This is a genomic window from Pseudomonas faucium, from assembly GCF_021602585.1.
Classification (GTDB): Bacteria; Pseudomonadota; Gammaproteobacteria; order Pseudomonadales; family Pseudomonadaceae; genus Aquipseudomonas; species Aquipseudomonas faucium.
On the sequence record NZ_BQIP01000080.1, the window covers coordinates 1 to 255 of the forward strand.

At 55.7% G+C, this 255-nt stretch carries 1 protein-coding gene; it reads right to left on the minus strand.

Annotation, left to right across the window (positions count from 1 at the left end):
- The coding region (locus L6D75_RS27245; protein WP_236193983.1) for a GTP-binding protein at positions 1–255 on the minus strand (255 nt) is incomplete at both ends.

Consider the following 255-nt stretch of genomic DNA (forward strand, 5'->3'; position numbering starts at 1 on the left):
CGGTGATCATGTTCTTCACGTAGTCAGCGTGACCTGGGCAGTCAACGTGAGCGTAGTGACGAATGTTCGAGTTGTACTCGACGTGAGCGGTGTTGATGGTGATACCGCGCGCTTTTTCTTCCGGAGCCGAGTCGATCTTGTCGAACTCAACGACTGCCGAACCGAAAACTTCGGAGCAGACGCGAGTCAGAGCTGCGGTCAGAGTGGTCTTACCGTGGTCAACGTGGCCGATAGTGCCGACGTTAACGTGGGGAA